This window comes from Kitasatospora sp. NPDC030952 (assembly GCF_055571335.1).
The window spans coordinates 76,264-84,341 of sequence record NZ_JBVIFM010000033.1; the positions used below are offsets into that span (position 1 = coordinate 76,264).

The window sequence follows — 8,078 nt, forward strand, 5'->3', positions numbered from 1 at the left end:
TCGCCTCGTCGAGCGGGCTGTTGAGCGGGCTACGGGAATCAGGGCTTCCGGAGTCAGTCACGTCGACCAATCCTATGCGTCCGATCACCGGCGCGGACGCCGCACCGCCCGCCGGCCCCGAAGCTCCCCGGAAGCTCCCGAGGGGCTCCGCCTATGATCGGCGGTACCCCAACCGACCGCCTCCGCCCGTACCACCCCCCGGGCGGACCGTCCCTTCCGGAGCCCCGATGTCACAGCCCCTGGCCGACGCCGTCCGGTCCCTGATGGACCGTGCCCGCACCGACCTCGCCGAGCTGGTCGCCTTCCCGTCGGTCGCCGACCCGCGCCAGTTCCCGGTCGAGGAGTGCCAGAAGGCCGCGCAGTGGGTCGCCGAGGCCTTCGCCGCCGAGGGCCTGACCGGAATCCGGCTGCTGGACACCCCGGACGGCACCCAGTCCGTCTACGGCGAACTGCCCGGCCCGGAGGGCGCACCGACCGTCCTGCTCTACTCCCACTACGACGTCCAGCCGCCGCTGGCCGAGGACGACTGGCTCAGCCCGGCGTTCGAGCTGACCGAGCGCGACGGCCGCTGGTACGGCCGCGGCGCCGCCGACTGCAAGGGCAACATCCTGATGCACCTGACCGCCCTGCGGGCGCTGCGCCAGGTGTACGGGGACGGCTACCCGGTCAGCCTGAAGATCATCGTGGAGGGCTCGGAGGAGCAGGGCACCGGCGGCCTGGAGCGCTACGCCGAGGCCCACCCCGAGTTGCTCGCCGCCGACGCCATCGTGATCGGCGACACCGGCAACTTCGCCCCCGGCCTGCCCACCGTGACGGCCTCGCTGCGCGGCATGACGGTGGTCGAGGCCTCGATCACCACGCTGGCCGGCAACCTGCACTCCGGTGCCTTCGGCGGTGCCGCCCCGGACGCGCTGCAGTCGCTGGTCAGGGTGCTCGCCTCGCTGCACGACGACAAGGGCGACGTCGCGGTCGCCGGGCTGGCCTCGGACCAGACCTGGGAGGGTGTGCAGTACCCGGAGGAGCAGTTCCGCGCCGACGCCAAGGTGCTCGACGGCGTCGCGCTGACCGGCACCGGCACCGTCGCCGACCGCCTGTGGGCCCGCCCGGCCGTCACCGTCCTGGGCATCGACGCCCCGCCGGTGATCGGCGCCACCTCCTCCGTGCAGTCCGCCGCCAAGGCCCTGATCAGCCTGCGCGTCCCGCCGAGCATGAGCTCGGACGACGCCCAGGACGCCCTGGTCGCCCACCTGGAGGCGCAGGTCCCGCTCGGTGCCCACCTGACGGTCCGGCGCCAGGGCAACGGCGCGCCGTTCCGCGCCGACACCGACGGCCCGGCCTACGAGGCGATGGGCGAGGCGATGGCCGAGGCCTTCGGCACCGCGATGGTCGCGGCCGGCGAGGGCGGCTCGATCCCGCTCTGCAACACCCTGCGCTCGCTCTACCCGCAGGCCGAGATCGTGCTGATCGGCGTCGAGGACCCGACCACCCAGATCCACGCCGTCAACGAGAGCGTCGACCCGCGGGAGCTGGAGCGGATGGCCCTCAGCGAGGCCCTGTTCCTCCGCCGCTACGCCGAACTGCGCACCGTCTGACGGCAGTTCGACCCGGTCGGGGCCGCCCGCCACCCCACCCGGCGGGCGGCCCCGACCGCCGCCGTGCCCACCGCTACACCGAACTGCGCACCCTCTCAGGGGAGTTCGCACCGGCCCCGGTCCGTCCGCCGGACCCGCCCCCGGGCCGCCCGCCACCCCACCGGCGGGCAGCCGCGACCACCGCCGCATACCCGACCGCCCCCACCGCGAGCCCGGCCCCGGCCCCGAAGCACACCTCCGGAACGAGGTTGCGACGCAGCGGGCTCAGCCGGTGCAGCACCCCGACCGCGGTCGCCACCCCCAGCGCCGCGACGCCCGCCCGCCGGGTCCGCGGCGCGAGCCGCACGGCCGGCCGCACCGGCTCGACGGCCCGCACCGCGCGCGCCGCCCAACCGCCCAGCGCGGCCAGCGCGAGCGCCGAACTCCCGTACTGCAGCGCCTCGTAGACCGGGACACCGGCCACCTTCCGATCCAGTACCGGCAACAGCCGAACCCCCAGCCGGCCGCCGTGGGTGAACGCGTCCCAGCCGACATGGGTGAACGCACCGACCGCCGCCGAGGCCACGAACCACGCCGCGTCCACGCCCCCGGCACCCGAGCCCCGCCGGACCGTCAGCGCCTCCGCGCCGCCCGCCCACCGCTCGGGCAGCAGCCCCACCAGCGGCGCCCGCAGCAGCCCGTGCCACCCCGCCACCAGCGCACCGGCGATCGCCACGTCCAGCGTCGGCACCGCCCACCAGGCGTGGGTCAGCCCGCCGTGCCCGTACACCCCGGGCAGCAGCGACTCGGCGAAGAACGGCACATCCGGCGCCATCGACCCGGCCACCAACGCCGAGGCCACCAACGGCCCGCGCCGCCCGGCGGCGCGCAGCAGGGGCAGGACGGCGGCGGGGTGGCTCAGCGTGAACGGCATGCCCCCATCCTGACGCCCGCACCGCCCGCCCCACCAACCGGGGCCGCCCGCCCCGCGCACCCGGCAAGATCCGCCGGACAGGCCCTAAACTGCCTCCGCCGTACTGGCCAGGCCCAGCGCCACCCGGCTCCCCGCCTCCAGGTACCGCAGCTCCCCGCTGCGCCGGGCGTCCAGCGCGGCGGCGAGGCGCCGCAAGCGGCTCGGCGGCAGCAGGTCGGCCGCCTCCTCCAGGGTGACGAACCGGCAGCCGCGCAGTTCCTCCTGCTGCAGCAGCAGGTTCCGCCGGCCCGCGTCGTCCAGCAGCCCGCCGTCGTACATCAGCCGGAGGCCACCGCGGCGCGGGCCGGTGCGGGGTTCCCAGTCGACGGCGAGCAGGCGCAGCACGGAGGGGTCGAGCCGCAGCCCGAGTTCCTCGGCGGTCTCCCGCAGGGCGGCGTCGGTGGGGGCCTCTCCGCGTTCGACCACGCCGCCGGGGAAGTCCCAGTCGGGCTTGTAGACCGGGTCGACGAGCAGCACCCGGTCCTGCTCGTCGAAGAACAGCACGGCCGAGGCCACGGTGTCCCCGGTCGGGTCCTGGGCCTGGACGATCGGGCAGCGCGCGGCGCCGACCCGGACCAGCTCGGCGATCCGGTGCGCGGTCTCGCGCGGGGTGAGCGCGCTGCTGTCGATCATCCGGGCGTCGCCGACCAGCCAGCGGCGGGCGGCCCGGTAGCGGGGCAGGTGCTCCAGGCACCAGGTGCGGACCCGCTCGCTGCCCTCGGGGTCGCCGGGGCATTCCTCGCGGTGCGCGATACGGTCACGCAGGATCGTTTCTTCTGGGTCCAGCACGAAGTGGTGCACCGGGATCCCGTGCGCGGCGAGGTCGCCGAAGATCTCGTCCCGGTAGTCCTCTCTGAGCAGGGTCATCGGCACCACCAACGGTCCGCCGACCTCACCGAGCAACGCGGCCGCCGTCTCCGGCACCAGCCGGCGCCAGGCCGCGAGGTCCTGGAAGTCGGACACCGTGGCCAGCCGGTCGGCCGGGAGCATCCGGCGCAATCCGAAGCCCACCAGCTCGGGATCGAAGAGCACGCTCCCGGGCAGCAGTTCCACCAGCTCGCGGCAGGCACTCGTCTTGCCCGCCCCGAATGTGCCATTGACCCAGACGATCACAACGTCCCCTGCCCTCGACTTGCCCCGATGCCGTTCGCACCGGGCAGCGCCCCCGTCGGCCGAACCAGCGCCACCCGTGGTGGTACCCGCGGTACGCCGCTCCCCAAAACTGCTCGCCGCGCCCGCCCGCGCGCCCCGACCCGCCCCTTGACAGCGGCATGTGCCCAGGCCACGGGCCCGGTACGGATATATGGGGACCGGCCGCCATCAAAGCCGCACCCTGCCGCCATCGCCTGCGCACAGGAAGTCGGACCGGCCGACTTTCCGTGCGCGCCCCACCCGTACGCCGCTCGCGCCGCCCCTGCGCCCTTCCGCTCCCCCGCCCACCCCCGCCCCCGGACTCCCGACCCCCGAACCCCCGGCGCCTGGTCGAACCGCCCCTGACCGCGCGGCGGGGCGCCCGGACCGGTCGGCCCGGGCGCCCCGCGCAGGTGCGTTACGGCCGGCCCATGAACGCCGGGTAGTACCCGCTGCTGATCCCCGAGATCCGGATCTGCGTCCCCGGCCGCGCGGCCTCCACGTACTGGTTGTTGCCCAGGTAGATCGCCACGTGCTGGATGCCCCGCGCGGTCCCGTTCGGGGACCAGAACAGCAGGTCACCGCGGCGCAGCTGGCTCGCCTTGATCGGCGTGGTCGCCGCGTACTGGTCGTTGGCGACCCGCGGCAGGCTGATCCCGCCGCGCCGGAAGGCCTGCTGCACCAGACCCGAGCAGTCGTAGCCGTCCGGCCCGTTGCCCGCGGTCCGGAACGGCTTGCCCAGCTGGGCGAGCGCGTACTCCACCGCGGTCTCGACGTCCCGGTCCTCGGCCACCTGTTGGGAGCCGCCCGAAGAGCCGGACGAGGAGGAGCCGGACGAGGAGGAGCCGGACGAGGAGGAGCCGCCGGTCCGCTGCAGGTAGACGTCGTAGTGGGAGGTCCAGCGCCACTCCCCCTTGCTGTTCTTGAACCAGTAGCGGGAGCCGTCCCAGCCCTGCTTGATCCCGCCGTTCGAGGACTTCGAGGACTTCGCCGGGGACGACGACTTCGACGACTTCAACGAGGACTTCGCCCCGCCGGTCCGCGCCAGGTACACGTTGTAGTGGGTGGTCCAGCGCCACTGCCCCTGGCTGTTCTTGAACCAGTACCGCGAGCCGTCCCACCCGGCGTGCGCCGGCGCCCGCTCGGCCGCGGCGGGGCTCACGCCGGTGCCGAGGCCGATGGTCCCCGCGCCGACCGCGATCACGGCCGCCATGCCTATCCCCCGACGGATCCGCGCGGCCCGCGAGGGACGGGCGGATCCGTCGGAGCGGGCGGGGGTGGCGGGGGCGTGCGGCCCGGTCGGTTCGTCGGCGGCATCCGGCGCGCCGGTGTTGACGGTGGTCATCCTGCTGACTTCCTTCACTGCTGCGAACGCACTGCGGCGTACTGCGGCGTACGGCCGCCGAACGGTCGGCTGCGGAAACTGCTGCGGACACGCGGGTACGCCCCGGCGGGGCCGGTACGTACCCTCGGCAGACTCCCGTCCGATGAGCCGCGGCCTCCGGTCGTACGACCGGGAGCCTCGGCGCCTCGCCCGGGATTCAGTTCTGCCTGCGTGTCACGTTAGGCACGCGTCCGCTCACGGCGCGCAGTGGAGTGCGCCAAAGGAAGGTTTCCGCAGGGCGGCTGCCGACGGCGCATCAGAGTGAACCCCCGTCACCGCCCGGCGTGTCGACACCCCCTCGTCAGCGCCCTTCGGCCTCCGCCAGCAGCTGCTTCTTGAGCACCTTCCCCAGTGCGTTCCTGGGCAGTTCGGGCACCAGGACGACCTGGCGCGGCCGCTTGTGCACCGAGAGCCGCTCCGCCACGAAGGCCGTCAGCTGTTCCCCCGTCACGGCGCCGTCCGGGACGACGTAGGCGACGATCGCCTGTCCGAGGTCCTCGTCCGGCGCGCCGACCACCGCCGCGTCGGCGACCGCCGGGTGGTCGCGCAGCGCGGCCTCCACCTCGCCGGCGCCGATCCGGTAGCCGCCGCTCTTGATCAGGTCCACCGAGGCGCGGCCGACGATCCGGTGGAAGCCGTCCGCCCCGATCACCGCGACGTCCCCGGTGCGGAACCAGCCGTCCGCCGTCCAGGCCTCGGCGTCGGCGTCCGGCCGGTTGAGGTAGCCGCTGAACAGGGTGGGTCCGGCGACCTGCAGCTCACCGACGCTCTCCCCGTCGTACCGGACCGGCTCGCCGTCCTCGCCGACCAGCCGGGTGCGCACCCCCTCCACCGGCAGCCCGACGCTGCCGGGCCGCCGCTCGCCGTCGGCCCGGGTGCTGACCGTGATCAGCGACTCGGTCATCCCGTAGCGCTCGATCGGGGCGTGCCCGGTGAGCGCCGCCAACCGCTCGAACACCGGCACCGGCAGCGGCGCGCTGCCGGAGACCAGCAGCCGGGCGGAGGCCAGCCGCCCGGCGGCCTCGCGGTCCGCCGCCAGCCGGGACCACACGGTGGGCACGCCGAAGTACAAGCTCCCGCCCGCCGCCGCGTACCCCTCCGGGGTGGGCCGGCCGGTGTGCACCAGCCGGCTGCCGGTGCGCAGGGCGCCCAGCACGCCGAGCAGCAGCCCGTGCACGTGGAACAGCGGCAGGCCGTGGACGAGGGTGTCCTCGGCCGTCCACTGCCAGGCGGCGGCGAGGGCGTCCAGGTCGGCGGCGATCGCCTCCCGCCGGATCACCGCGCCCTTAGGCGCGCCGGTGGTGCCCGAGGTGTAGAGCACGAAGCCGGTCGCGCCGGCGGCCGGCTCGGCGTACCCGGTCGCCGAGCGCTCGGCGGTGTCCACGGGCAGGGCCGCCACCGACGCGCCGTCGGGCGCGGCCTCCCCGGCGGCGTGCGCCAGCAGCGCCGCGCCCGAGTCGCGCAGGATGTGCTCGCGCTCCTTGGGGCCCGAGTCGGGCGGCAGCGGCACCACCGGGACGCCCGCCAGCAGCCCGCCGACCACGGCGACCACCGTCTCCACGGTGGGCCGGGCGAGCACCGCGAGCGCGGGGGCCCCGGCCACCCGGTCGGCCACCGCGGTCGCCGCGCCCAGCAGCTCCTCCCGGGAGAGCGCCCGGCCGTCGATCCGCAGCGCGTCCGCCGCGTCGCCGTGGCCACCCTGAAGTGCCGTCAGCAGTGCCATGCTTCCGTCCTCGCCCTCGTCCTCGCACCGGTCGCGCCGCGGGCTCCCGCGCCCGGGCACCGTCCGGCCGACTCTACGGGCCGGCGCGCCGCTCCCCGCCGCCCGGGGCACGACGCGATGGAGGGCGCGGCACCGAGCACCCGGTACCACGCCCTCCAGTCTCGGAGCCCGTCCTCGACGGGCCCTACCCGCGGGATCAGCCCTTGCGGGCCTTCACCTCGGTGGTGAGCTGCGGCAGCACCGCGAAGAGGTCGCCGACCACGCCGTAGTCGACCAGTTCGAAGATCGGGGCCTCGGGGTCCTTGTTGACGGCCACGATGGTCTTCGAGGTCTGCATGCCGGCCCGGTGCTGGATGGCACCGGAGATGCCCGCCGCGATGTAGAGCTGCGGGGAGACCTGCTTGCCGGTCTGGCCGACCTGCGAGCTGTGCGGGTACCAGCCGGCGTCGACGGCGGCACGCGAGGCACCGACGGCCGCGCCCAGCGCGTCGGCGAGCTCCTCGACCACGCCGAAGCCCTCGGCGGCACCGACACCGCGGCCGCCGGAGACCACGATCGCGGCCTCGGTCAGCTCGGGACGGCCGGTCGAGACGCGCGGGGTGCGCGAGGTGACCTTGGCGGCATTGCCGGTGAACTCCACCGACACGTTCTCCACCGCGCCGGCGGCCGCGGCGGCCTCCGGGGCGACGGCGTTCGGCTTGACCGTGATGACCGGCGCGCCCTTGGTGACCTTGGACTTCACCTGGAAGGACGCGGCGAACACCGACTGGGTGGCGACCGGACCGCCGTCGCCGGCCTCCAGGTCGACGGCGTCGGTGATGATGCCGGAGCCGAGGCGCAGCGCGACGCGGGCGGCGACCTCCTTGCCCTCGCCGGAGGAGGTCACCAGGACGGCGGCCACGTCGTTCGCCTTGGCGATCTGGGCCAGGGCGTCCACCTTGGGGACGACCAGCTGGTCGGCGAACTCGGCGCCGTCCGCGACGTACACCTTGGCGGCGCCGAACTCGGCGGCCTTGGCGGCGATGTCGGCGGCCGCGGCGCCGGCGCCCAGGACCACCGCGGACGGCTCGCCGATCCGGCGGGCCAGGGTCAGCAGTTCGAGGGCCGGCTTGCGGACCACGCCCTCGGCGTGGTCCACCAGAACCAGGATCTCAGCCATGATTCGTTGCTCCTGATCGATCGTTGGATGCGCTGACGGGCGGGGGCTCAGATGAACTTCTGGTCGGCGAGGAAGGTGGCGAGCTGCTTGCCGCCCTCGCCCTCGTCCTTGACGACCGTGCCCGCGGTACGCGCCGG

6 protein-coding genes and 1 pseudogene are annotated in these 8,078 nt (G+C 74.9%); 1 reads left to right on the plus strand and 6 read right to left on the minus strand.

The features are described from left to right. The first annotated feature begins 227 nt into the window (after positions 1 to 227). A complete protein-coding gene (locus ACZ47G_RS36350) occupies positions 228 to 1,592 on the plus strand; it encodes a M20/M25/M40 family metallo-hydrolase (RefSeq protein WP_465750229.1) in 1,365 nt (454 codons plus the stop codon). Between the two features lie 73 nt (positions 1,593 to 1,665). On the opposite strand, the gene ACZ47G_RS36355 is transcribed toward ACZ47G_RS36350, so the two are convergent. The 6 genes and pseudogenes from ACZ47G_RS36355 to ACZ47G_RS36380 form a co-directional block, all read right to left on the minus strand. Then, positions 1,666 to 2,505, minus strand: coding sequence for a DUF4184 family protein (locus ACZ47G_RS36355; protein WP_465750232.1), 840 nt, complete (start codon positions 2,503 to 2,505; stop codon positions 1,666 to 1,668). Positions 2,506 to 2,589: 84 nt separating this feature from the next. After that, a complete protein-coding gene (locus ACZ47G_RS36360; protein WP_465750234.1) occupies positions 2,590 to 3,657 on the minus strand; it encodes an NUDIX hydrolase in 1,068 nt (355 codons plus the stop codon). Positions 3,658 to 4,093: 436 nt separating this feature from the next. Next, positions 4,094 to 5,020, minus strand: a complete 927-nt coding sequence (locus tag ACZ47G_RS36365) for a C40 family peptidase (RefSeq protein ID WP_465750236.1) — start codon at positions 5,018 to 5,020, stop codon at positions 4,094 to 4,096. Between the two features lie 340 nt (positions 5,021 to 5,360). Next, positions 5,361 to 6,782, minus strand: a complete 1,422-nt coding sequence (locus ACZ47G_RS36370) for an acyl-CoA synthetase (RefSeq protein ID WP_465750238.1) — start codon at positions 6,780 to 6,782, stop codon at positions 5,361 to 5,363. 196 nt (positions 6,783 to 6,978) lie between these two features. Next, positions 6,979 to 7,941 carry an electron transfer flavoprotein subunit alpha/FixB family protein gene (locus tag ACZ47G_RS36375; RefSeq protein ID WP_465750240.1) on the minus strand — a complete coding sequence of 321 codons (963 nt, stop codon included), beginning with the start codon at positions 7,939 to 7,941 and terminating at the stop codon, positions 6,979 to 6,981. 47 nt (positions 7,942 to 7,988) lie between these two features. After that, positions 7,989 to 8,078, minus strand: a pseudogene (locus ACZ47G_RS36380) (electron transfer flavoprotein subunit beta); the annotation flags it as partial.

Bases quoted from the DNA above. Each gene is read 5' to 3' on its own strand.
- ACZ47G_RS36375 (WP_465750240.1), bottom strand. From the start codon at position 7,941: ATGGCTGAGATCCTGGTTCTGGTGGACCACGCCGAGGGCGTGGTCCGC.
- ACZ47G_RS36350 (WP_465750229.1), top strand. From the start codon at position 228: ATGTCACAGCCCCTGGCCGACGCCGTCCGGTCCCTGATGGACCGTGCC.
- ACZ47G_RS36370 (WP_465750238.1), bottom strand. From the start codon at position 6,782: ATGGCACTGCTGACGGCACTTCAGGGTGGCCACGGCGACGCGGCGGAC.
- ACZ47G_RS36365 (WP_465750236.1), bottom strand. From the start codon at position 5,020: ATGACCACCGTCAACACCGGCGCGCCGGATGCCGCCGACGAACCGACC.
- ACZ47G_RS36355 (WP_465750232.1), bottom strand. From the start codon at position 2,505: ATGCCGTTCACGCTGAGCCACCCCGCCGCCGTCCTGCCCCTGCTGCGC.